Origin of the sequence: Exiguobacterium sp. s11, assembly GCF_018619015.1 — a bacterium.
GTDB lineage: Bacteria > Bacillota > Bacilli > Exiguobacteriales > Exiguobacteriaceae > Exiguobacterium_A > Exiguobacterium_A indicum.
On the sequence record NZ_JACSNF010000002.1, the window covers coordinates 233,231 to 254,432 of the forward strand.

The following is a 21,202-nucleotide window of genomic DNA, read 5'->3' on the forward strand; positions in this document are numbered from 1 at the left end:
TGTTCCTTTTTCCGAATAATACTAGATAATTATGATTTTAATTGGTAAGATGGATTTGAAAATGGAACATTAAAGAGAAGAGAGAGTAAAAACGTTCGTAAATAGGGGGATTTGTATGAGTCAAACGACATTGAAAAGAACACCGTTATTCGAAACGGTTTCGCAAACCGGTAAGATGGTGGATTTTGCGGGATTTGAAATGCCAGTTTTGTTTTCCTCGATTAAAGAAGAACACGTTGCAGTAAGGGAGAACGTCGGCATGTTCGATGTCTCGCACATGGGAGAACTGTTCGTCAGCGGACCGGATGCTCTGACGTTTTTACAAGCTACATTATCGAACGATATTTCAAAGATTGCGGTGGGGCAAGCGCAATATAACGTCTTATGCCAAGAAGACGGTGGGACAGTGGATGATTTACTCGTCTATCGTTTGGCAGAAACGGACTATCTTCTCGTCGTCAATGCTTCGAACATTGAAAAAGACGAACAACATTTACGTCACTATCTAACAGGGGACGTCACGCTTGAGAATCAATCGGAACAATATGGTCAAATTGCGGTCCAAGGACCACGTGCGGAAGCCATCCTTTCCGGCATGACACCACTTGTCTTATCAGAGATCGGATTTTTCAAGTTCCAACAGGGGACGGTTGCAGGAGTGGAAATGATCGTCTCACGCAGTGGGTACACAGGGGAAGATGGGTTCGAACTCTACATGGCAGCTGGTGACGCACCTGCTGTCTGGCAAGCACTACTTGAGCAAGGTGTCGTACCATGCGGGCTCGGGGCACGTGACACATTACGGTTTGAGGCATGTCTTCCTCTTTATGGACATGAATTATCAGCAACGATTTCACCAATCGAAGCGGGAATGGGCTTTGCGGTCAAACCACAAGTCAAACCGTTCGTTGGTTCGGAAGTCTTGTTGCAACAGAAAGAACAAGGAGCACCGCGGCGCTTGATCGGTCTTGAATTACTCGATAAAGGGATTGCGCGTCAAGATGCACCGGTTTGGCATGACGGGGAAGTCGTTGGTGTGGTGACGACAGGTACGTTGCCGCCGACAGTCGGAAAAGCGATTGCTTGGGCACTCGTTCCTGCAGAAGTAGTGGAACAAGAACAATTTGAAGTGGAAGTACGCGGAAAACGTTTAGCAGCGAAACGAACAGCGACACCGTTTTATCGTCGCACGAAATAAGGGGGATATTTCTATGGATTTTCGTTATTTACCAATGACAGCAGAAGATGAGCAGGCGATGTTACAGACGATCGGTGCAGCATCGATCGAAGATTTACTCGCTGATATCCCGGCATCCGTCCGTGATAACGGTACATTGGAAGAAGTCGGCGTGCCACTTCCGGAAACGGACTTGATTCGGACGCTATCGAAGCTTGCCGACCAAAACATGAATACGAAACAATATCCATCGTTCCTTGGCGCAGGCATCTATGATCACTATGCACCTGCTGTCGTCAACCATATGTTACTGCGCTCAGAGTTTTACACTGCCTATACACCATATCAGCCAGAGATTTCGCAAGGTGAGCTACAAGCGATTTTTGAATTCCAATCGATGATTTGTGAATTGACAGGGATGGATGTCGCGAATTCTTCGATGTATGACGGGATCACGGCGTTAGCGGAAGCGGCCATGCTTGCGTGTGCCCATACGAAGAAAAAGACGATCGTTCTTTCAGACGGCGTTCACCCGGAAGCACACGATGTCGTTCGGACGTATGCGAACGGTCCTGGACTAAACGTCGAGACATTATCGCTTGAACAAGGTGTCACACGGATCGATCAACTCGATGCCATCGAAGACGTCGCCTGTGTCATCGTGCAGTATCCGAACTTCTACGGTCGTGTCGAAGAACTACAAGCATTGGCCGATGCGACACATGCACGTGGTGCGCTGTTCATCGTCTCTGCGAATCCACTGGCACTCGGTATCTTAGAAGCACCAGGTAAACTTGGCGCTGACATTACGATCGGAGACTGCCAACCGTTCGGAATTCCACAAAGTTTTGGTGGACCGACGTGTGGTTATTTCACGACGACAAAAGCGTTGATGCGTAAGATTCCAGGACGTCTCGTTGGGCAGACCGTCGATGAGAATGGGAAACGCGGTTTCGTTCTGACGTTACAAGCACGTGAGCAACACATTCGCCGTGACAAGGCGACATCTAACATCTGTTCGAACCAAGCGTTGAATGCACTCGCTGCTTCGATTGCGATGAGTGCACTCGGAAAACGGGGTATCCGGGAACTCGCGACACGCAACTTGCAAACGGCACATGCCTTAAAACAAAAGCTGAAACAGGCTGGCTTTACGATCGTTGACGATGGACCGAGCTTCAATGAATTCGTCGTTACGCTACCAATCGACGCGACACGTGCGAGTCAACAATTGCTCGATCACGGGATCATCAGCGGTTTGCCGTTAGGATCGTATGACGCGGCACGTCAAAATGAAATGCTTGTTTGTGCAACGGAATTACGGACGAATGAAGAGTTGGATCAATTCGTGACAGCGTTAGGGGGACTCACACATGAATGAGCAAACATTGATCTTTGAAATTTCTAAACCGGGTCGTATCGCCTATAGCTTACCGTTACCGACTGTCGATGAGGTGGCAGTAGAAGAATTGTTACCGACCTCGATGTTACGGAAGGAAGACGTGGCGCTACCGGAAGTATCTGAACTGGATCTCGTCCGTCACTACACGGCACTCTCGAACCGTAACCATGGTGTGGATTCTGGATTCTATCCACTCGGATCATGTACGATGAAATACAACCCGAAAATCAATGAAGATATGGCACGCCTCCCTGGGTTTGCACACATTCACCCGCTTCAACCAGTCGAAAGTGTCCAAGGGGCACTCGGTTTAATGTATGATCTGCAAGAAAAACTCGCAGTCATCACAGGAATGGATGAAGTGACGCTCCAGCCGGCGGCGGGAGCACACGGTGAATGGACAGGCTTGATGTTGATTAAGGCCTACCATCATGCACGTGGTGACTTTAAACGGACGAAAGTCCTCGTACCGGACTCGGCACACGGAACGAATCCCGCATCGGCATCAGTCGCTGGATTTGATACCGTGACGGTCTTATCGGATGAACGTGGTCTCGTTGATTTAGCAGACTTAAAGAAAAAAGTCGGTGACGATACAGCGGCACTCATGTTGACGAATCCAAACACGCTCGGTTTATTCGAGTCGGATATCGTCGAAATCGCAAAAGCGGTTCACGAGGCGGGTGGAAAACTGTACTACGATGGTGCGAACTCGAATGCGATCATGGGCATTGCTCGTCCAGGGGACATGGGCTTTGATGTCGTCCACTTGAACTTGCATAAGACGTTCACAGGACCGCACGGTGGCGGCGGACCAGGATCGGGTCCAGTAGGGGTCAAACAAGATTTGATTCCGTATTTACCGAAACCAATCGTCCGCAAAGAAGAAGATCGTTATGTCCTCGACTACGATCGCCCGGAAGCAATCGGTCGTGTCAAACCATTCTACGGTAACTTCGGCATCAACGTTCGTGCCTATAGCTATATTCGGACGATGGGTGGGGCAGGTCTCGCTCGCGTCTCGAAAGAAGCGGTCTTGAATGCGAACTATATGTTGGCTCGTCTCAAAGGTGCGTATGACGCGCCATACGACGTCTATTGCAAGCACGAATTCGTCTTGTCGGGTAAACGTCAAAAAGCATTAGGTGTCCGGACGCTTGATATCGCTAAACGTCTGCTTGACTTTGGATACCATCCACCAACGATCTACTTCCCGTTGAACGTCGAGGAGTGTATCATGATCGAACCGACGGAAACAGAGTCGAAAGAAACACTCGATGCCTTTTGTGATGCGATGCTCCAGATTGCAAAAGAGGTCGAAGAGACACCGGATGTCGTTTTGAACGCACCACACACGACGGTCGTCAAACGGATGGACGAGACACTTGCTGCTCGAAAACCGGTCTTACGCTACGAACCAAAACAAGAAGTACACGCATAAGCTGTTTCATAAAAAAGAGGACCTCTCCGACGAAGGAGAGATCCTCTTTTTGCGATGAACGAAGCATTAGCTCCGTTTGATTTTTCCTGACCACTGCTTGAATCCGCCTTTTAACTGATACAGATTCGTATAGCCTGCTTTTTTCAAGACTTTTGCAGCCTGTGAAGAACGCATGCTACCTTGACAATACAAGTAAATCGGCATGTCTTTTCGTAATTCCTTCGAGCGCATCTTCATTTGGCTGACCGGGATGTTACGGGCACCGACGATGTGTCCACCTTTGAATTCCTGTGTTTCGCGAACATCGACGATTTGTGCTTTACGGTAGTTCGCACGGAATTCTTCTTGCGACAATTTCGTGATGCCTTTGACCGGCATGAAACGCCAAGCGATGTAGGCGATCAGCGCGACCCATAATACGATCGTAATGATAGTTCCAGTTTCCATATTCGACTTCCAACCCCTTCGTTCGTTTAACCTCTGTTTCATTATAGTCAACGAAATCGATTTCGGCAATCGACTCGTGATTGCGCGACCGAGAATGGGTTTGATACACTAAGACGGAAACGTTTTGGGGGTGCTCAAGTGAACAGAGAGTGGCAAGTGTTGACGACGCCGGCGATGGAGCCGGCAATGAACATGGCAATCGATGAAGCATTGATTCAGTTCGTCGGGCGGGGGGAGATCGCACCGACGCTTCGTTTTTACTCATGGGAACCACGTGGATTAAGTGTTGGTCATTTTCAACGGGCAACCCGTGATATCGATCGAGAGCGGATTGCAGAGCTCGGGATTCCGATCGTGCGTCGGATGACAGGAGGGCGCGCTGTCTTGCATGCAGACGAGTTGACATACAGTGTCGTCATCCCAGAAGATACAGAAGGTTTACCACGCACGGTCATCGAAAGTTATCGGATGTTGACGGAAGGGATTCGCAAAGGATACCATCACCTCGGCATTCCGGTCGAATTTTCCGTTCCGCTGACGGAAGAGGAAAAAGAAGAATTACGGAAGCCGAAATCAGCCGTCTGTTTTGATGCAGCATCGTATTATGAACTCGCTGTCGGAAAACGGAAAGTCGCAGGAAGTGCACAAGTCCGCCATCAAGGCGTTGTCTTACAGCACGGTTCGGTCCCACTCTCTGTCGATGAAGGTGAATTGTTTGATTGTTTCTTGTATGATGATGAGTCGACGCGCGAACGGATGAAGGCACGTTTCTCTGGAAAGGCTGTCGCTTTGAATGAGCTAGCAGGTCGCGCTGTCGCCTTTGACGAGGTACGAGAAGCGTTCACGAAAGGCTTCGAAGAGGCGCTTGATTTGTCGTTCGTTCCGTTGACGTTCACGAGTGAGCAGTGGCAGGAGATTGAGCGTCTTGCCGAGAAATACCGTAGTGATGAGTGGAACTGGAAACGCTAATGAATGAAATGGGAAGGTGATGTCGTGCCAACTCCGAGTATGGAAGATTATTTGGAACAAATTTATAAACTGATTGAAGATAAGGGATATGCCCGCGTGTCGGATATAGCGGAGTCGTTAGGAGTTCATCCGTCCTCGGTAACGAAGATGGTTCAAAAGCTCGACCGGGAGACGTACCTCGTTTATGAAAAGTATCGGGGTCTCATGCTGACGCCTAAAGGACGCAAAATCGGGAAGCGTCTCGTGGAACGACATGCCTTGCTTGAAGATTTTCTTCGTCTCGTTGGTGTGGATGAAGAACTGATCTATAAGGATGTCGAAGGAATCGAGCACCATATTAGTATCGAAGCATTGGATAAGATTAACGGAATGATTCAGTTCTTTGCGGAACGTCCTGGTTTGAAAGAGGAACTGCATCGCTATCAACAAGCCCATCCAGAAGATTGAGGCTTGTTTTTTTATATTTCTTTGCTAAAAAAAAGTTCTCAAACACGAACGATCCATTACATTTTTATGATAAAGTGCGCATTTTAAGTTGGATATGCTATACTGAGCCTGAAAATGGACGAAGGGGGTGGCGGGTGTTCGCACCTTGTCATGGAAATCACGATTAAAGAAAAATTAGTGTCGGAGTCACAACTGAAAGAAAAAGTTCGTGAATTAGCACAACAGATCGAAGCAGATGCGGCTGGGCGTCAAATCGTTCTCGTCGTCGTGTTAAAAGGATCGATGGTCTTTGCTGCCGATTTGATGCGCGAAATCAAAGGAAGCGTTCAAATTGATACAGTCGCGTGCTCTTCTTACGGAACAAAGACCGTCTCTTCCGGGCGTGTTCAGTTGAAGAAAGATCTCGATCTCGATGTGCAAGGGAAATATGTCGTCGTCATCGAAGATATCATCGACACAGGGCGGACGCTCCATTTCTTATGTGATCACATGAAATTGCATCAACCCGGAGTTCTCAAAGTATGTACATTGCTTGATAAACCGGCACGTCGTGAAGTAAAACTCGACGCAGACTATGTCGGTTTCGAGATTCCGGATTACTTCGTTGTTGGGTACGGAATCGATTGTGCGGAGGAATATCGCAATCTACCGTATATCGGTTGGGTCGAAACGGATTGAACACGAAAAAAGGAGGTTCGTCGCATGACGAATCTCCTTTTTAATGTACTTCTGAAATTAGAAAGCACGTTTTTTCTTTTTGCCTTTTTTTCCTTCGATGACTGTCAGATGAGGCGCTTTTGAACGATCCCGCAACGGTCTGACTTTATTCGATGCCGGCGCTTTTGAAGACTTGACCGGTTTTTTCTTAAAGTCTGTCCGGCGAACAGAATTCGAAGAGCCATGCATTTTTTTTGATTGAGCGACGGATTTTCGGTACTGAGCATTTGCGCCCGTTCCGACGCTTCGATTACGAGTCAGGAACTTAAAGAGCAAGAAGATGATCCCGGCGGTAATCCCGAAGAACAGCAATTGTGAAAACAGACTACTTGGATTATTGACGAGTTTATATCCGAAGCCGACAAAAGCGAACAGTAACACGACGAGTGCAAATGTAGAACCAATGCGTTGTCTGATCATAATATCACCCCTGTTATCGATTAACCCAGTGCATTCTCATGTAGGTTATGTTCCTGTTTTTCCAATGCTTCAAACGCATAAATCGCAACCTCGATCTGTGCATCGTCCGGTTCTTTCGTCGTCAAGTATTGTAACCATAGGCCAGGCAAGGCAATGACGCGAAGTCCTTTGATGTGCTGTGCTTTGTTCGTCAGCTGCAACACTTCAAATGAAAGACCGATGACGACCGGTAATAAAGCGATCCGGCAGACGAGACGCAACCAAAGCGGATCCGTTGGCACGATCAGATAGACGAAAAATCCGACGATGACGGTGAAGATCAAGAAACTCGAGCCGCAACGGTAATGAAGACGACTGCTGACGCGAACGTTTTCGACCGTGAGTGGGCGTCCTGATTCGACGCAGTTGATGACCTTATGCTCTGCACCGTGATATTGAAAGAGTCGTTTGACGAGCGGAGTCAATGAAATCACGTAGAGGTAACTGAACAAAAGCGTTAATTTGATTGTTGCTTCGATGACATTTTGAATGACATGTCCTGATAAAGCAGGGAACACATCGAATAGTGACGCAAGGAAAGCAGGTAGTAACGTAAAAAGTAATTTACCGAAAAAGAATGATAGGACTCCGACGACAGCTACGCCGAGCCATTTCGTCAAAGGGCTGGCAGTCGTCTCTTCCGGCTCTTCTTCACCAGGTTTGACACCGTATCGGTCACTTGCGAAGTTCATATGACTGGCACCATTCGCTGAGGACTCCATCAAAGCGAACAAGCCACGTAGAAGTGGAATTTTTTTGCCTTTAGCGATTCGTGGTCGAACCGGTTTTTGTTGGGCGAACGTCTCGATCGACTCATCGTTTCGACGAATCGCTGAGACCGCGTGGGTCGCATTTTGGAACATGACGCCTTCGACGATGGCTTGACCACCGACCGGCGGATTAGTCGTTTTCATAATAGAACGCATCCCGTCTTCATTAAAATTAGGTGTATCGTCAGTGTACTTGATTTACAACAAAAAAACTATGTTCGACTCGTCAAAACGAGGTAATCTTTAGGAGTCGGAAATCGGGTTATGATACAATGAAAAGGAATTCGAGGAGGTGTTTTTTTGCGTGTCTTGATATTAAACGGACCAAACTTGAATTTACTCGGAACACGCGAACCGGATACATATGGAACGGCGACATTAGCCGACTTAGAACACGACCTTCGCACTTATTTTCCGAACATTCAGTTTCGGTTTGAACAATCGAACCATGAAGGACGATTGATTGATGTTCTTCACGAGGAACGGGGAGCGGACGGTATCGTCTTCAATGCGGCTGCCTACACGCATACGAGTATCGCGTTACGTGACGCGATTGCTGCGATCGAAGCACCCGTCATCGAGGTTCATCTATCGAATGTCCATGCGCGTGAATCCTTCCGGCATCATTCGATGATTGCAGCCGTCTGCCAAGGAGTCATCGCTGGACTTGGCATGACGGGATATCGTCTGGCAACGGAAGCACTCCAAGCTTTACAACAATCGGAACAAGGGGGAAATCAATCATGAAACAACGGATCGAGGCGTTACAAGCAGCTTTAAAGGAACGGGACCTTCCAGGATTACTCGTCACGAAAGCAGAGAACATTCGATACATTTCCGGCTTCACGGGATCAAGCGGTGCATGTCTCGTAACAGAAGAGCAAGCGTACTTCGTGACGGATTTCCGTTACACGGAGCAAGCGGCAGACCAAGTCAAAGGAATGGAGATCGTTCAAATCGAACGTTCGATTCCAGAGACGATGGGCGAATTGATGGCAGGAGCGCGTGTTCGCGCGGTTGGTGTCGAAAAGGATGCGATGACACTCGGTGCTTTTGAAGCATACGATCAAGCTTCAGCAATCGAGCTTGTTCCGACGACAGGAATCATTGAAAACCTACGCTTGATTAAGGATTCGTCAGAGATTAAGATGATTAAGGAAGCGGTGGAGCTCGCAGACGCGACCTTCCAACACATCTTGACGTACATTCAACCAGGACGAACGGAACTTGAAGTATCAAATGAACTAGAATTCTTCATGCGGAAGCATGGAGCGACGTCTTCTTCTTTCGATACGATCGTGGCATCGGGCTATCGTTCTGCCTTGCCGCACGGTGTTGCCAGCTCGAAGGTCATTGCGACGGGTGAACTCGTCACGCTTGATTTCGGAGCGCTCTTGAACGGTTATGTTTCAGATATCACACGGACTGTCGCAGTCGGTCCGATCAATGCCGAGTTGCAGAAGATCTACGATACGGTCTTGCAAGCGCAACTAGCGGGTGTCGACGGCTTAAAACCAGGCATCACTGGGATCGAAGCGGACGCATTGACACGTGATATCATCAAAGAAGCAGGTTACGGTGAGTACTTCGGTCACTCGACGGGACACGGTATTGGTCTAGAAGTACATGAAGGACCTGGCTTGTCGTTCCGCTCTGAGACGAAACTTGAACCGGGCATGATCGTTACGGTCGAACCAGGTATCTACGTGCCGCAAGTTGGCGGATGCCGGATTGAAGATGACGTTTTGATCACGGAAACAGGTCGAGAAATTCTTTCGTCTTCACCAAAAGAACTGATCACTCTCTAATTCAGAGTGACGGGACATTTTAGGAGGAACCATTCATGGTATCAGTAAACGATTTAAAAACAGGATTAACGATTAAGACTTCAGACGGTATGATTTGGCAAGTACTTGAATTCCAACATGTTAAACCAGGTAAAGGGGCAGCGTTCGTTCGGACGAAAATGCGTAACATCCGTAACGGAAACATCCAAGAGATGACATTCCGTGGTGGTGAGCGTGTCGAGCGTGCACACATCGAGCGTAACAAGATGCAATACCTTTACCCAATGGGCGAGACTTACGTCTTCATGGACACAGAATCGTATGAGCAATTGGAATTGACGACGGCACAAGTCGAAGCAGCTCTTCCATACTTGCTTGAAAACATGGAAGTTCAAATCGCGGTTTACAACGGCGAAATCCTCGGTCTTGAATTGCCGAACACAGTCGTCATGACGATCGTTGAAGCAGAGCCTGGCGTTAAGGGTGATACAGCTTCGAACGTCAAGAAAAATGCGACAGTGGAGACAGGTCATATCATTCAAGTCCCACTCTTCATCGAAGCAGGCGAAAAAGTAACGGTTGATACACGTACAGGTGATTTCACAGGTCGTTACAACGGATAATATTGAAACGACAAGACGTCTCTCACCTTTTATCAGGTCGAGAGACGTCTTTTTTCATCCAGCTTGACTTGCATCCAATGGTATGACCAGTTAATATAAGTATTTGAGTAGGCATTAGCACCTGGTATAATAATTGTGAATACAGCATAGATGGGGGAAGAATGACAGATGAAAATCGATCAGTTGAAACAAGTACTCGAAATGCTCGATCAGTCGAGTGTAAATGAACTCTCACTCGAGACGGATACGTATAAATTGAAGTTGAAGAAACAAGGAGAAACAGTAACGGTCTCGCACCAAGCACCTGCTACTCCAGTGGCGGCGCCAGCTCCTGTGAAGCAAGCGGCAGCACCAGTCGAGGAAGAGGTGACTACGGATGATACGGTCACGATCAATGCCTTGATGGTCGGAACGTTCTATTCGCGTCCGAATCCAGATAAACCGGCATACGTCAAAGTCGGTGATCAGATTGAAGTGGGTCAGATCGTTTGTGTCCTTGAAGCAATGAAACTCTTCAATAACTTAAACTCGGAAGTATCTGGAACGGTCGTCGAGATTCTTGTCGCCGATGGAGATCTCGTTGAATTTGGTCAACCACTCTTCCGGATCCGTCCGTAAACGGGGGTGAACAGCATGGAAAAATTATTGATTGCCAACCGTGGAGAAATCGCCGTCCGCATCATTCGAGCGGCAAAGGAACTTGGAATACAAACCGTTGCTGTCTACTCGACAGCGGATAAGGAAGCCTTACACGTTCGTTTAGCCGATGAGGCGTACTGCATCGGTGAGGCGAGTTCTGCTTCATCTTACTTAAACGTTACGAATATCCTCGCGGTCGCAACGAACCGTCAAGTGACGATGATCCACCCGGGTTACGGTTTCCTAGCAGAAAACGTTGATTTTGCTGAGATGTGTGAAGCGTGCGGGATAAAGTTCGTTGGTCCGACGTCGGATGCGATCCGTCAGATGGGGATCAAGGACGTTGCGAAGAAGACGATGATCGAGTGTGGAGTGCCCGTCGTGCCTGGTTCAGATGGAACGGTCACGGACGAAGAAGCGGTCGCACTGGCACAAGAAATTGGTTATCCGGTCATCATCAAAGCAACAGCAGGTGGTGGCGGTAAAGGGATTCGGGTCGCTCGTTCGGAAGAAGAGCTGATCAACGGGCTAAGTGAGACACGCCGTGAAGCAAAACAAGCTTTCGGAAACGGGGATGTCTATTTAGAACGCTTCATCGAAGAGTTCCGCCATGTCGAGGTACAGGTCCTCGCCGATCGTCACGGGAATGTCATTCACCTCGGTGAACGGGATTGTACCGTCCAGCGCCGGATGCAGAAACTGATCGAGGAAGCGCCGTCACCTGCGGTCAGTGAAGCGACACGATTGAAGATGGGAGAGGCTGCCGTAAAAGCCGCAAAAGCGATTCAATATACAGGAGCTGGGACGATCGAATTCATCTTCGTCGAAGAGACGGAAGAGTTCTTCTTCATGGAGATGAACACACGCATTCAAGTCGAACACCCGGTAACGGAGATGATCACTGGGTTCGATCTCGTTCAAGCGCAATTGCAAGTCGCGCTCGATCATCCGCTTGCCGTTAAACAAAAGGATATCAAGTTCCACGGTCATTCGATCGAATGCCGAATCAATGCCGAGGATCCAGATCATGATTTCCGTCCGTCTGCTGGACGCGTCACACAATACGTGACACCAGGCGGAATGGGCGTACGTATCGATAGCGCAGTCTATCCGGGGTACATGATTCCACCGTACTATGACTCGATGGTCGCGAAATTGATCGTCCATGCGGAAACACGGGAAGAAGCATGTGCGAAGATGGAACGTGCACTGGCTGAATTTTGGATTGAAGGTGTCAAAACGACGATCCCGTTCCACGAACGTGTTCTCAGTCACCCGGTATTCCGGCGTGGGACGTTCACGACGAAATTCGCAGAGCGTGAGCTAAAAGGTACGATCGTTAACTGAATCAGGACGGGAGTTTGTGCGACGAACTCCCGTCTTTTTTTGGCGTTCTCTATGTTTTTTAAAAGAGGAATGTGCTAAACTAACTGATTGAGAACGACAAAAAAAGGAGCACGCAAAATCATGATGAAACGACACATGGCACGCGAACTCGCAGTCCAATCTTTGTTCCAAATGGAGCTTTCGGATCTGACTGCACAAGAGGCCATTGAATTCGCGGTAGAAGGTAAGGAATATGACACATTCGTCGAGCAATTGGTGAACGGTGTCGAAACGAACAAAGCAACGATTGACCAACACATCCGAGAAGCACTGGTCAACTGGTCATTCGAACGACTCGGAAACATCGAGCGGACGATTCTTCGCTTAGCCGTCTACGAATTATTGTTCGAAACGAACATTCCGGTTCGAGTGACGATCAACGAAGCGATTGAATTGACGAAGGCGTTCGCTGACGAAGAAGCGACAAAAATCGTGAACGGTGTTCTCGGTAAGGTCGCACAAGGCGTCGTTAAAGAAAATTCATAAAATTGTAAAACCGAATAGAGACAAACAGACAGAAGAGTGAATCGAACTTTTTGGGGGAGTGGACAAATCATGGCAGTAGTAATCGATGGAAAACAGGTAGCCCATTCATATCGTATGAAGCTGAAAGAAGAAGTCGCACGTCTGAAAGAACAGCGGATTCAACCGCAATTGACTGTCATCCTGATTGGCGAAGATCCTGCTAGTCAGTCCTATGTACGTGGTAAAGAAAAGGCGGCGAAGGAAATCGGTATGGATTCGGAGTTGATCCGACTTCCGGCAGAAACAACGGAATCAGAGCTTCTTCACTTGATCGAACGTCTGAACGTTGATGCGAGTGTCCACGGGATTCTCGTTCAATTGCCGTTGCCTGACCATATTGATGAGAGTAAAGTCATTTTTGCGATTTCTCCTGAAAAGGACGTCGATGGTTTTCATCCTGTCTCTGTCGGGAAAATGATGATTGGTGAACCGACATTTTTACCGTGTACACCAAACGGCATTCTTCATCTCGTCAAAGAGATGAACGTACCGATTGCCGGTCAACACGTCGTTGTCGTCGGTCGTAGCCAAATCGTCGGTAAACCCGTCGGTATGTTGTTCTTGAATGAATCGGCTACCGTTTCCTTTTGTCATTCCAAGACAAAAGATCTCGGTGCGATGACGCGTCAAGCGGATATCTTGATCGTCGCAGTCGGCGTACCGAAGCTGATTACGGCGGATATGGTGAAACCGGGTGCTGTCGTCATTGACGTTGGTGTCAACCGTGTCGATGGCAAACTCGTCGGTGATGTCGAGTTTGATACGGTACAAGACGTTGCATCGATGATCACACCTGTTCCAGGTGGCGTTGGTCCGATGACGATCACGATGCTACTGCATAACACGATCGAGGCTGCGCGATGATCGAACCTCTTCACGTTTCCGATTTAGTCCACTATGTCAAACGTGAACTAGAAGGCGACGCCCTTCTGCAACAAGTCCAGGTGGTGGGAGAAGTGTCGAACTTTAAACGACACTCTTCCGGTCACCTTTATTTTACGTTGAAGGACGAGCAGTCACGGATGAAAGCCGTCATGTTTGCCCGGGATGCGAGTCGAGTCAAAGCAGACGTTCGCGATGGGATGCGTGTCGTCGTCACCGCGCGCTTATCCGTTTACGTCTCTTCTGGAGAGATGCAACTCTATGTCGAACGGATGACGGAAGATGGTGTAGGAGCGCTATATGAGGCGTTCTCACGCTTGAAGGTGGATCTTGAAGAGCGTGGTTGGTTTGATCCAGCAATCAAACAATCGTTGCCAGCTTTTCCAGAGCGCATCGGAATCATCACGTCGCCAAAAGGAGCAGCGCTTCATGATATCGCAACGACACTCCGGCGCCGCTATCCGCAAGCAGCCATCGTCTTCGCCCCGGTCCTTGTACAGGGAGCGGACGCGGCACCACAAATCAGTCGTGCCATTCAGCTGATGAATGAGCATGCTGCCTGTGATGTGTTGATCATTGGTCGTGGTGGTGGTTCGATTGAGGAGCTGTGGGCATTCAATGAGATGTCTGTCGTGACAGCCGTGTTTGAATCCCGCATTCCGATCGTCTCTGCTGTCGGTCACGAAACGGATTTTACGATCAGTGATTTCGTCGCCGACGTTCGTGCTGCTACACCAACGGCAGCGGCAGAACTCGTCACTCCGGAAGCAGAGGCACTCACTCGACGGGTGCAGGATGTAGAGCGACGTTTAGAACGAACGTATGCACAACTCCTCAAAAGTAAACAAGAGCAAGTGACACGGCTTGCTGCGAGCTATGGTCTGAAATCACCACGCGTCCTACTCGGACTGAAGCAGGAACAATTGGACCGGGCAGAGATGTCACTCCAAAAGGAGATCAAGCAAGTAGTAGCGCAACACCAGCAACAGGTGGAGCGTCTTGACACACGCTTAATGCGTGTGCCGATGCGGGATCGCTTCGTGCAACAACGAGCGACGATTGAACAATCACGGCGTCGACTCGAAATCGTGCGTCGACTCTTGCAATCCAAGCAACAACAAGTGCGTCATGTGCTCGCGCGACTCGACTCCGTCAGTCCGACGCATGTTCTGATGCGCGGCTATACTTATGTCGAACAGGATGGACAAATCGTCCGTTCCGCGAAGGCATTGACAGCGTCTTCGTTCGATATCCGATTCCATGATGGAACGATTCGTGCTAAACGAGAGGATGGGGAGTAAGAATGGAGACGGAACAATCTTTTGAAGAAGCACTGGAACGATTAGAAGAAATCGTCACGTTACTCGAAGAGGGCGAAGCTCCTCTTGAACAAGCGATGGCTCTATATGAAGAAGGCGTCAAACTGACGGCTCTTTGCCAAGGAAAGTTATCCGTTGCTGAGAAAAAACTCGATCAAATCCTGGAGCAAGATGGTACGCTTCGGGAAAAAGGAGGAGCGCAATGATTGCTTTGAATGAGTGGAAGACACAAGTCGAAAACAAAATGGAAGAGTTCATGGAGCGACTCGACGCACCGGATCGTTTACGCGATTCGATGCGGTATTCACTCGATGCGGGTGGGAAACGAATTCGCCCAGCCTTGATTTATGCGGTACTCGATGCTTTTTCCATCGATCGTTCAAAAGGTGACGCGACTGCTGCGGCACTTGAGATGATTCATACATACTCACTGATTCACGATGACCTTCCCGCAATGGACGATGATGATCTGCGTCGAGGGCGTCCGACGAATCATATCGCTTTTGATGAAGCGACAGCGATTTTAGCAGGAGATGCCTTGCTCACGAACGCCTTCAGCTGTCTTCTTGAGACACCAGCTTCGCCAGAAGTGAAGCTTGCACTTGTCGAACGGTTGGCAACAGCAGCGGGCGCTACGGGTATGGTCGGTGGTCAGCTCGACGATATGCTCGGTGAGCGTGGCGGCATCAATGACGTAGCGGAGCTTGAGTCGATTCACCGTCGGAAAACAGGAGCACTCCTCGTCTTTGCAGTCGAAGCGGGTGGTTTGCTTGCCTCGGTCAGCTCGACGGATCTTGATCACTTGAAGCAATACGGTCGCCATCTCGGAATCGCATTCCAAATCCAAGATGACATCTTGGACGTAACAGGCGATGCTGAAAAAATCGGCAAACCGGTCGGTAGCGACGAAGGGAACGAAAAAGCAACGTACCCAAAATTACTGGGTCTTGAAGGAGCGAAACGCGCACTGACAGCTCAGGTGGAAGCAGCGGAACAAGCGATTGATGCATTATCAGTCGAAGCGACGACACTTAAGGAACTGCTCGACTTCGTGGTCAAGCGCGACCATTAAGCAGGACGACGCATCTGCGTCGTCTTTTTCTATGCTGACAATGGCGCTCGATAGATTGTTCTAGTACAATGTAGGGTACAAACCCTATAAGATTGTAAGGAAAAGAGGCGGTAAGGTATGAAATTGACAGAAATACAGGATCCGTCATTTTTAAAGCGTATGTCGGTCTCCGAACTCGAAGTACTCGCAGGCGATATTCGACGCTTTTTGATTGAAGAATTAGCGACGACAGGTGGACACTTGGCACCGAACCTCGGTGTCGTCGAGTTGACGCTTGCGTTGCATCGTGAATTCGACAGTCCGAATGACAAGTTCGTCTGGGATGTCGGGCACCAAGCATACGTGCATAAGATTTTGACAGGACGTGCAAGCCAGTTTGATACGCTCCGTCAGCACAAAGGACTCTGTGGGTTCCCGAAACGCAATGAGAGTGTGCATGACGTCTGGGAGACAGGACACAGCTCGACGTCCTTGTCAGCAGCAATGGGGATTGCTGTTTCGAACGAACTGAGCGGTAAGAGTGATCGTGCAGTCGCGATCATTGGTGACGGTGCTTTGACAGGTGGTATGGCACTCGAAGCATTGAATCATATTGGAGCAGAACAACAAAACGTCATCGTCATCTTGAACGATAACGAGATGTCGATTGCACCAAACGTTGGGGCGATGCATCAAATGCTTGGACGAATTCGTTCATCACGTAAAGTGCGTTTTGCCCAAGACGAGCTTGAAACGTTGATCAAAAAGATTCCGGTCATTGGCGGACGTCTTGAAAAAGGAAGCGAGAAGTTGAAGGAAGCTGTTAAAGGCGCACTTGTTCCTGGCATGTTCTTTGAAGAGCTCGGCTTCAACTATTATGGTCCGGTCGATGGGCACGATCTTGATGATTTAATCGAACAGCTCAATTACGTGAAAAAAGAAGAAGGTCCTGTCCTGCTTCATGTCATCACGAAAAAAGGGAAAGGCTATCGTCCGGCAGAGTTCGATGGTGTCGGCACATGGCATGGTCTTGGACCGTACAAGATGGAGTCTGGCGAAGTCATCAAAGGGAAATCAAAAGCACCTAGTTACTCCTTTACGGTAGCGGATACTTTAACAAAGATGGCACGCGATGATGAAAAACTGACGTTGATCACGCCAGCGATGAGCGTCGGTTCAAAACTCGATTGTTTTGAAAAAGAATTCCCAGAGCGGATGTTTGACGTCGGGATTGCAGAACAACATGCTGTGACGTTCGCAGCTGGTCAAGCGACGCAAGGCATGAAACCTGTCGTATCGATCTACTCGACCTTCTTCCAACGTGCATACGATCAGCTTGTTCACGACGTGGCTCGTCAAAATCTAGATGTGACGTTTACGATTGACCGGTCAGGTCTCGTTGGCGCAGATGGTGAAACACACCAAGGCGTCTTCGATATTGCCTTCATGCGTCACGTACCGAACATCCGGATCGTCATGGCGAAGGATGAGAACGAACTGCAACACTTGCTCTATTCGGCCGTCAAATATGAAGGACCAATCGCCGTTCGTTTCCCACGTGGAGAAGGTATCGGTGTACCAATGGACGAGACACTGCATGAAATTTCGCTTGATACATGGGAAGTCGAATGTGAAGGAACGGACGTCGCGATCCTTGCGTTTGGACCACAAGTACAAGATGCGCTCAAAATCGCGGATCTCCTAGCAGACGAACTGTCGGTTCGTGTCATCAATGCTCGGACGATCAAACCGCTTGATGAGAAGATGCTGAATGCCCTTTACGCAGAAGGCATTCCACTCGTGACGCTCGAAGAAGCCGTCTTAAAAGGTGGATTCGGATCAGCTGTCCTTGAGCATGCGAACGAGCAGGAAGCATTCCCACGCGTCAAACGCTTTGGTATTCCAGATTGGTATATCGAGCATGGCGGTGTGAACGAATTACTGGAAGAAATCGGATTATTACCTGGACAAATCGCAGAAGAAGTACGCGCTTTCGTCAATCAAGGAAAGAAACAGAGTGTGTGACGATTCATGGAAAATGTAAAAAAAATCCGCCTCGACGTTCTTCTCGTCGAGCGCGGTTTGTTTGAAACGCGTGAAAAAGCAAAGCGATCGATCATGGCTGGACTGGTCTTTAGTGGTACGGAACGATTAGAGAAGGCCGGTGAGAAGGTCAAATCGGACATCGATCTGCACGTCAAAGGTCAGTTGATGCCTTATGTCGGTCGTGGAGGCTTCAAGATGGAAAAGGCACTTCAAGTATTCGATTTCGATGTCACGGGTAAAACAGGTCTCGATATTGGATCGTCAACGGGTGGCTTTACCGACTGCTCCTTACAAAATGGAGCAGCACATATGTATGCGCTGGATGTCGGTTCCAATCAGCTGGACTGGAAGCTTCGCTCGGATGACCGTGTGACGGTGATGGAGAAAACGAACTTCCGGCATGCGACACCAGACATGTTCCCTGTTGCGCCGCAGTTTGCGACAATCGATGTCTCATTCATCTCGTTACGGTTGATGCTTCCACCTCTGAAGACGATCCTCGTCGAAGGAGGAGATGTCATGGCGCTCGTCAAACCGCAATTCGAAGCGGGGCGTGATGATATCGGTAAAAAAGGCATCGTGCGGGATGAACGGATTCATGTCCGCGTCCTCGAGGAGATGGTTGAATTCTTCATTCAACAAGGGTTCTATGTGAAACAGCTCGACTATTCGCCGATTACCGGTGGAGAGGGGAACATCGAGTTCTTATTGCATGCGCGCCTTGGTCAACCAGGACTTGATCCATCTGTCCATGCGACAGAGACAGTCAAGCAAGCACATGCTAGTCTTTAAACGAACAGATGAAAACGAGGACGGATCCGGTTCATGGGTCCGTCCTCATTGTTGTTCGGAGCGACGAAAACCGTATAATAAAATGGCAAACGTGGACTTTTAATGATTTATTGGATTACAATAGTAACATCGAAGAATACTGTGAGGTGCAGGAATGACAAAGGGGCAACGGTTGATTAAGATTCGGGAGATCATCACCCAGTCGGAAGTAGAAACCCAAGATGAATTGGTAGAGGAATTACGGAATGCAGGATATAAGGTGACACAGGCAACGGTATCACGAGATATCAAGGAACTTCATCTCGTTAAGGTTCCGTTGAATGATGGACGTTATAAATACAGCTTACCCGCCGACCAACGCTTCAACCCACTCGGGAAATTGCGGCGTCTGCTCGGTGACAGCTTCATCTCGATTGATTCTGCTCAAAATCTGATTGTCATGCATGTCCTGCCGGGAAATGCGAACGCAGTCGCCGTCTTACTGGACCATTTGAGCTGGAACGAACTGCTTGGCACGGTGTGTGGGGACGATACGATCCTATTGATCGCACGAAGTGAGGAACAAGCGAAAGAAGTGACCGAACGAATTTTAGAAATGCTGTAAGGAGTTGACAGGATGCTAGCTGAATTATCGATCAAACAATTTGCGATCATTGACGAGCTACAGATCGACTTTAAAAAAGGAATGACCGTCTTGACTGGGGAAACAGGTGCCGGTAAATCGATCGTTCTCGACGCGATCGGTTTATTGATTGGTGGACGTGGATCCGCGGAATTCGTTCGATACGGGGAAGATCGGGCGGAACTAGAAGGATTGTTTCTGATTGAAGACGACCATCTCGTCTATGGTCTTGCAGAAGAGTATGGTATCGATATCGAAGATGGATTGATCATCTTACGACGTGATCTGTTCGCGACCGGGAAAAGTGTCTGTCGCGTCAACAATAAGCTGGTCACACTGACGATCTTACGTGAGTTCGGGCGTGTCCTCGTCGACATGCACGGGCAACATGAACATCAGCATTTAATGGACAGTACGTATCATCAAGCGATTCTCGATGACTTCGCGCAAGAGACGATTGCGCCGCTCCTTCAAGCCTACCAGTCCGGTTATCAAGCGTATGAAGAAAAACGGACGGCGCTGCAATCGCTCGCGCAAAGTGAGCAAGAACTCGCTCAACGGATCGATCTACTATCGTTTCAGACAGAAGAGATTGAAGGCGCAAAACTTCGAGCACATGAGGAAGATGAGTTGCTCGTCGAACGAAATCGTCTCGCGAATTTCGAGAAGTTATATGCATCGTTAAAGACAGCGTATGATGCTTTGCATGATGAGATGCGCGGCATCGACTCTGTTGGAGACGCGATGCGTGAATTACAGCAAGCATCAAGCATCGATGAACAGTTTTCGCAACAGAGTGACGCGATCGCAAGCGCTTTTTATGGACTGGAAGAAGTCGGGTATGCGATTCGAGATCAACTCGAAACACTTGAGTTTGATTCCAATCGACTCGATGAGATCGAACAACGTCTATCGGTCTTTCAACAGCTGAAACGAAAATACGGGGCGACAATCGAGGAAGTCATCGCGTATGGGGAGAAGATTCGAGTTGAACTCGATACGATGACGAATCGAGATGAACGGATTGAACGATTAAAAGCCGAAGTCGAACAGCTCGAAGGCGAATTGTTTGATATAGGTGGTCGACTCTCGCAACAGCGTCGAAAAGCGGCAGTTCAATTAAGCGAAGCGATTCATCTAGAATTGCGTGAGCTCTACATGGAGAAAGCACGGTTTGAAATTCGTTTTCTTCAAGACGGGAAGACACCGATGCTACGCAAGAACGGGATCGACCAAGTAGAGTTCTTCATCATGACGAATGCGGGAGAGCCATTCAAGTCGCTCGGAAAAGTCGCATCGGGCGGGGAGTTATCTCGTATCATGCTCGGATTGAAGTCAATCTTCTCGCGCTCGGTCGGAGTCGCTTCGATCATTTTCGATGAAGTCGATACAGGAGTATCGGGTCGTGTCGCACAAGCGATGGCTGAAAAAATCTATCGTTTGTCAGTAGACGGACAAGTACTCTGTATTACGCACTTACCGCAAGTCGCTTCGATGGCTGATCAACATCTCTATATTCGGAAGATTGAAGAGACGGATCGTACGACGACACAGGTCAATGTCTTGTCTCAGTCAGACCGAGGAAACGAACTTGGACGGATGATTTCCGGTGCACATATGACGGATTTGACGTTACGCCATGCCGAGGAATTGATGGATCAGGCGAAGACGATGAAAGAATCGCTTAAAAATGGGGTGTAA

At 48.7% G+C, this 21,202-nt stretch carries 23 protein-coding genes; 20 read left to right on the top strand and 3 right to left on the bottom strand.

Translation table 11 applies throughout. The annotated features are described in order from the left end of the window. Positions 1-115: 115 nt before the first annotated feature. From gcvT to gcvPB, 3 genes are read left to right on the top strand one after another with little or no spacing between them, the layout of a single operon-like run. Positions 116-1,198, top strand: a complete 1,083-nt coding sequence (gcvT, locus tag KNQ12_RS08840) for a glycine cleavage system aminomethyltransferase GcvT (protein WP_214747609.1) — start codon at positions 116-118, stop codon at positions 1,196-1,198. Positions 1,199-1,211: 13 nt separating this feature from the next. After that, positions 1,212-2,558, top strand: coding sequence for an aminomethyl-transferring glycine dehydrogenase subunit GcvPA (gcvPA, locus tag KNQ12_RS08845; protein WP_055966865.1), 1,347 nt, complete (start codon positions 1,212-1,214; stop codon positions 2,556-2,558). Then, positions 2,551-4,020: an aminomethyl-transferring glycine dehydrogenase subunit GcvPB gene (gcvPB, locus tag KNQ12_RS08850; RefSeq protein ID WP_133207976.1), complete on the top strand. Its 1,470-nt coding sequence runs from the start codon at positions 2,551-2,553 to the stop codon at positions 4,018-4,020. Before gcvPA ends, gcvPB begins: the two co-directional genes overlap by 8 nt. A 66-nt stretch (positions 4,021-4,086) precedes the next feature. Here gcvPB and KNQ12_RS08855 read toward each other — a convergent pair whose 3' ends face one another. Then, a complete protein-coding gene (locus KNQ12_RS08855) occupies positions 4,087-4,467 on the bottom strand; it encodes a rhodanese-like domain-containing protein (RefSeq protein ID WP_023467569.1) in 381 nt (126 codons plus the stop codon). Positions 4,468-4,605: 138 nt separating this feature from the next. Here KNQ12_RS08855 and KNQ12_RS08860 point away from each other — a divergent pair, with 138 nt between their 5' ends. From KNQ12_RS08860 to hpt, 3 genes are all read left to right on the top strand, one after another. Continuing rightward, on the top strand, positions 4,606-5,436 hold the full coding sequence (locus KNQ12_RS08860; protein WP_023467570.1) for a lipoate--protein ligase family protein: 831 nt from the start codon (positions 4,606-4,608) through the stop codon (positions 5,434-5,436). 24 nt (positions 5,437-5,460) lie between these two features. Further along, a complete protein-coding gene (mntR, locus tag KNQ12_RS08865; RefSeq protein ID WP_035398709.1) occupies positions 5,461-5,883 on the top strand; it encodes a transcriptional regulator MntR in 423 nt (140 codons plus the stop codon). Positions 5,884-6,033: 150 nt separating this feature from the next. Further along, positions 6,034-6,561, top strand: a complete 528-nt coding sequence (gene hpt / locus KNQ12_RS08870; protein ID WP_023467572.1) for a hypoxanthine phosphoribosyltransferase — start codon at positions 6,034-6,036, stop codon at positions 6,559-6,561. A gap of 57 nt (positions 6,562-6,618) precedes the next feature. On the opposite strand, the gene KNQ12_RS08875 is transcribed toward hpt, so the two are convergent. Both KNQ12_RS08875 and KNQ12_RS08880 read right to left on the bottom strand, forming a co-directional pair. Further along, positions 6,619-7,020, bottom strand: a complete 402-nt coding sequence (locus tag KNQ12_RS08875) for an SA1362 family protein (RefSeq protein ID WP_023467573.1) — start codon at positions 7,018-7,020, stop codon at positions 6,619-6,621. Positions 7,021-7,040: 20 nt separating this feature from the next. Next, on the bottom strand, positions 7,041-7,973 hold the full coding sequence (locus KNQ12_RS08880; protein ID WP_023467574.1) for a DUF1385 domain-containing protein: 933 nt from the start codon (positions 7,971-7,973) through the stop codon (positions 7,041-7,043). A 156-nt stretch (positions 7,974-8,129) separates the two neighbouring features. On the opposite strand from KNQ12_RS08880, the gene aroQ reads away from it, so the two are divergent. From aroQ to recN, 14 genes are all read left to right on the top strand, one after another. Then, positions 8,130-8,576 (top strand): type II 3-dehydroquinate dehydratase, encoded by a 447-nt coding sequence (gene aroQ / locus KNQ12_RS08885; protein WP_058713641.1) that lies wholly within the window; start codon positions 8,130-8,132, stop codon positions 8,574-8,576. Then, entirely contained in the window at positions 8,573-9,637 is a 1,065-nt protein-coding gene (locus KNQ12_RS08890) for a M24 family metallopeptidase (protein WP_023467576.1), read from the top strand. Before aroQ ends, KNQ12_RS08890 begins: the two co-directional genes overlap by 4 nt. A 35-nt stretch (positions 9,638-9,672) precedes the next feature. Next, a complete protein-coding gene (gene efp, locus KNQ12_RS08895; protein ID WP_023467577.1) occupies positions 9,673-10,239 on the top strand; it encodes an elongation factor P in 567 nt (188 codons plus the stop codon). A gap of 168 nt (positions 10,240-10,407) precedes the next feature. Beyond that, positions 10,408-10,857, top strand: a complete 450-nt coding sequence (gene accB / locus KNQ12_RS08900) for an acetyl-CoA carboxylase biotin carboxyl carrier protein (RefSeq protein ID WP_023467578.1) — start codon at positions 10,408-10,410, stop codon at positions 10,855-10,857. A gap of 15 nt (positions 10,858-10,872) precedes the next feature. Further along, positions 10,873-12,225 carry an acetyl-CoA carboxylase biotin carboxylase subunit gene (accC, locus tag KNQ12_RS08905; protein ID WP_023467579.1) on the top strand — a complete coding sequence of 451 codons (1,353 nt, stop codon included), beginning with the start codon at positions 10,873-10,875 and terminating at the stop codon, positions 12,223-12,225. Between the two features lie 120 nt (positions 12,226-12,345). After that, the gene (gene nusB, locus KNQ12_RS08910; protein ID WP_023467580.1) at positions 12,346-12,750 is read left to right on the top strand and encodes a transcription antitermination factor NusB; all 405 of its coding nucleotides are present in this window, start codon (positions 12,346-12,348) and stop codon (positions 12,748-12,750) included. Positions 12,751-12,819: 69 nt separating this feature from the next. Beyond that, positions 12,820-13,653, top strand: a complete 834-nt coding sequence (folD, locus tag KNQ12_RS08915) for a bifunctional methylenetetrahydrofolate dehydrogenase/methenyltetrahydrofolate cyclohydrolase FolD (protein WP_214747611.1) — start codon at positions 12,820-12,822, stop codon at positions 13,651-13,653. Beyond that, the gene (gene xseA / locus KNQ12_RS08920; RefSeq protein ID WP_214747613.1) at positions 13,650-14,972 is read left to right on the top strand and encodes an exodeoxyribonuclease VII large subunit; all 1,323 of its coding nucleotides are present in this window, start codon (positions 13,650-13,652) and stop codon (positions 14,970-14,972) included. The genes folD and xseA overlap by 4 nt, the downstream gene beginning before the upstream one ends. 2 nt (positions 14,973-14,974) lie before the next feature. Then, positions 14,975-15,196, top strand: a complete 222-nt coding sequence (gene xseB, locus KNQ12_RS08925; protein WP_023467583.1) for an exodeoxyribonuclease VII small subunit — start codon at positions 14,975-14,977, stop codon at positions 15,194-15,196. After that, complete coding sequence (locus tag KNQ12_RS08930; protein ID WP_214747616.1) at positions 15,193-16,062, top strand: polyprenyl synthetase family protein; 870 nt, start codon at positions 15,193-15,195, stop codon at positions 16,060-16,062. The genes xseB and KNQ12_RS08930 overlap by 4 nt, the downstream gene beginning before the upstream one ends. A gap of 117 nt (positions 16,063-16,179) precedes the next feature. Further along, a complete protein-coding gene (gene dxs, locus KNQ12_RS08935; RefSeq protein ID WP_214747619.1) occupies positions 16,180-18,066 on the top strand; it encodes a 1-deoxy-D-xylulose-5-phosphate synthase in 1,887 nt (628 codons plus the stop codon). A gap of 6 nt (positions 18,067-18,072) precedes the next feature. Next, entirely contained in the window at positions 18,073-18,879 is an 807-nt protein-coding gene (locus KNQ12_RS08940; RefSeq protein ID WP_064300283.1) for a TlyA family RNA methyltransferase, read from the top strand. A gap of 154 nt (positions 18,880-19,033) precedes the next feature. Continuing rightward, a complete protein-coding gene (gene ahrC, locus KNQ12_RS08945; protein WP_023467586.1) occupies positions 19,034-19,483 on the top strand; it encodes a transcriptional regulator AhrC/ArgR in 450 nt (149 codons plus the stop codon). A 12-nt stretch (positions 19,484-19,495) separates the two neighbouring features. Next, a complete protein-coding gene (recN, locus tag KNQ12_RS08950; protein WP_029341101.1) occupies positions 19,496-21,202 on the top strand; it encodes a DNA repair protein RecN in 1,707 nt (568 codons plus the stop codon).

What these genes read in the sequence shown, in the direction of transcription:
- ahrC (WP_023467586.1), top strand. Translation starts at nt 19,034, where the DNA reads ATGACAAAGGGGCAACGGTTGATTAAGATTCGGGAGATCATCACCCAG.
- gcvPB (WP_133207976.1), top strand. Translation starts at nt 2,551, where the DNA reads ATGAATGAGCAAACATTGATCTTTGAAATTTCTAAACCGGGTCGTATC.
- gcvPA (WP_055966865.1), top strand. Translation starts at nt 1,212, where the DNA reads ATGGATTTTCGTTATTTACCAATGACAGCAGAAGATGAGCAGGCGATG.
- dxs (WP_214747619.1), top strand. Translation starts at nt 16,180, where the DNA reads ATGAAATTGACAGAAATACAGGATCCGTCATTTTTAAAGCGTATGTCG.
- KNQ12_RS08930 (WP_214747616.1), top strand. Translation starts at nt 15,193, where the DNA reads ATGATTGCTTTGAATGAGTGGAAGACACAAGTCGAAAACAAAATGGAA.
- xseA (WP_214747613.1), top strand. Translation starts at nt 13,650, where the DNA reads ATGATCGAACCTCTTCACGTTTCCGATTTAGTCCACTATGTCAAACGT.
- KNQ12_RS08855 (WP_023467569.1), bottom strand. Translation starts at nt 4,467, where the DNA reads ATGGAAACTGGAACTATCATTACGATCGTATTATGGGTCGCGCTGATC.
- xseB (WP_023467583.1), top strand. Translation starts at nt 14,975, where the DNA reads ATGGAGACGGAACAATCTTTTGAAGAAGCACTGGAACGATTAGAAGAA.
- KNQ12_RS08875 (WP_023467573.1), bottom strand. Translation starts at nt 7,020, where the DNA reads ATGATCAGACAACGCATTGGTTCTACATTTGCACTCGTCGTGTTACTG.
- folD (WP_214747611.1), top strand. Translation starts at nt 12,820, where the DNA reads ATGGCAGTAGTAATCGATGGAAAACAGGTAGCCCATTCATATCGTATG.
- accC (WP_023467579.1), top strand. Translation starts at nt 10,873, where the DNA reads ATGGAAAAATTATTGATTGCCAACCGTGGAGAAATCGCCGTCCGCATC.
- accB (WP_023467578.1), top strand. Translation starts at nt 10,408, where the DNA reads ATGAAAATCGATCAGTTGAAACAAGTACTCGAAATGCTCGATCAGTCG.
- KNQ12_RS08940 (WP_064300283.1), top strand. Translation starts at nt 18,073, where the DNA reads ATGGAAAATGTAAAAAAAATCCGCCTCGACGTTCTTCTCGTCGAGCGC.
- nusB (WP_023467580.1), top strand. Translation starts at nt 12,346, where the DNA reads ATGATGAAACGACACATGGCACGCGAACTCGCAGTCCAATCTTTGTTC.
- gcvT (WP_214747609.1), top strand. Translation starts at nt 116, where the DNA reads ATGAGTCAAACGACATTGAAAAGAACACCGTTATTCGAAACGGTTTCG.
- efp (WP_023467577.1), top strand. Translation starts at nt 9,673, where the DNA reads ATGGTATCAGTAAACGATTTAAAAACAGGATTAACGATTAAGACTTCA.
- KNQ12_RS08880 (WP_023467574.1), bottom strand. Translation starts at nt 7,973, where the DNA reads ATGAAAACGACTAATCCGCCGGTCGGTGGTCAAGCCATCGTCGAAGGC.
- KNQ12_RS08890 (WP_023467576.1), top strand. Translation starts at nt 8,573, where the DNA reads ATGAAACAACGGATCGAGGCGTTACAAGCAGCTTTAAAGGAACGGGAC.
- hpt (WP_023467572.1), top strand. Translation starts at nt 6,034, where the DNA reads ATGGAAATCACGATTAAAGAAAAATTAGTGTCGGAGTCACAACTGAAA.
- recN (WP_029341101.1), top strand. Translation starts at nt 19,496, where the DNA reads ATGCTAGCTGAATTATCGATCAAACAATTTGCGATCATTGACGAGCTA.